A 1633-nucleotide genomic window follows, 5' to 3' on the forward strand; every position below is an offset into this window, starting at 1 on the left:
GTATTGGCGGCAATCGTGACCGGAGTTGTGAAGTTCACCGTCTGCCAGCCGCTCGCTGTGGTGTTGGCGAAGGTGGCGGTGGCGAGCTTGGTGCCGGTCGTGGTCCACAGGTCGACGACGTTCTGGCCGTTGTCGTTGGCGCTGCGGTAGAACCTGATGCCGGTGACATCACCGGTAACGTTCGACTGGAACTTGACGCCGAGCTCGAGCTGCTGACCATCGTTGAGGTTGGTCTGGGTCGGCGTGCTGGAGGCGGAGAACAGGCTGTAGGTCGTTGGCGCCGCCGATGCGGCGATGTTGAACGTCTCGTTGGCGGCGAGGCCACCGAGGTCTGTCGCCGTCACCCTGACACCGTAGGTGCCGGCTGTCGTCGGCGTACCGGAGAAGGTCCGCGTCGAGGCGTTGAAGGCGAGCCAGGCGGGCAGCGCCGTGCCGTCGGCAGCCGTTGCCGAGTAGGTCAGCGTCTCGGTGCTGTCGACATCGGTGAAGGTGGTGGTTGGCAGTACGAAGGAGAAGGCAGAGCCGACGGTGGCGTTCTGGGCGGCCGTCTGTACGGCCAGCACCGGCGCATCGTTGGCGCCATGGATGGTGATGGTAAGACTTGCCGTGGCCGTGGCACCGCCAGTGTCCCGCATCGTATAGGTGAAGACATCGCTCAGCGTGTTGGTCGACTGCCGCAGGGCCTGGACGGCCGCATTGGTCTCGTTGACGGCATAGGAATAGACGCCCGATGCATTGAGCACGAGACTGCCATAGGTGCCGTTCAGCGCCGTGCCGAGCGTGCCTGATGTCGCACCAAAGACGACTGCGGTGACCGTCTTGGTGTCACCGGCATCCGCATCGGTGTCGTTGGTCAGCACGTTGCCGCTCGCCACCACGCCACCCGAACCGTTGGCGACCCCGCCCTTCTCCGTCGCATCACCCGCATCGGCAACTGCCGTCGGCGGCGTATTGCCAGGCGTTGACACGGCGATGTTGAAGGTCTCATTGGCGGCGAGGCCGCCGAGATCGGTCGCCGTCACCCTGACGCCGTAGGTGCCTGCTGTCGTCGGCGTGCCGCTGAAGGTCCGTGTCGAGGCATTGAAGCTCAGCCAGGCGGGCAGCGCCGTGCCATCGGCAGCGGTTGCCGAATAGGCCAGCGTCTCGGTGCTGTCGACATCGGTGAAGGTCGTCGTCGGAACGGCGAAAGAGAAGGCAGAGCCGACGGTGGCGTTCTGGGCGGCCGTCTGGACGGCCAGCACCGGCGCATCGTTGGCGCCATGGATGGTGATGGTAAGACTTGCCGTGGCCGTGGCACCGCCAGTGTCCCGCATCGTATAGGTGAAGACATCGCTCAGCGTGTTGGTCGACTGCCGCAGGGCCTGGACGGCCGCATTGGTCTCGTTGACGGCATAGGAATAGACGCCCGATGCATTGAGCACGAGACTGCCATAGGTGCCGTTCAGCGCCGTGCCGAGCGTGCCTGATGTCGCACCAAAGACGACTGCGGTGACCGTCTTGGTGTCACCGGCATCCGCATCGGTGTCGTTGGTCAGCACGTTGCCGCTCGCCACCACGCCACCCGAACCGTTGGCGACCCCGCCCTTCTCCGTCGCATCACCCGCATCGGCAACCGCCGTCGGCGTCGTGTTCG

1 protein-coding gene is annotated in these 1633 nt (G+C 65.2%); it reads right to left on the bottom strand.

Going from position 1 to position 1633, the window contains the following annotated elements; translation table 11 throughout:
• On the bottom strand, positions 1-1633 hold a 1633-nt coding region (locus tag MOV76_RS39080; protein ID WP_247266589.1), incomplete at both ends, for a putative Ig domain-containing protein.

The organism is Rhizobium sp. PRIMUS64 (assembly GCF_023006465.1).
Lineage (GTDB): Bacteria > Pseudomonadota > Alphaproteobacteria > Rhizobiales > Rhizobiaceae > Rhizobium > Rhizobium leguminosarum.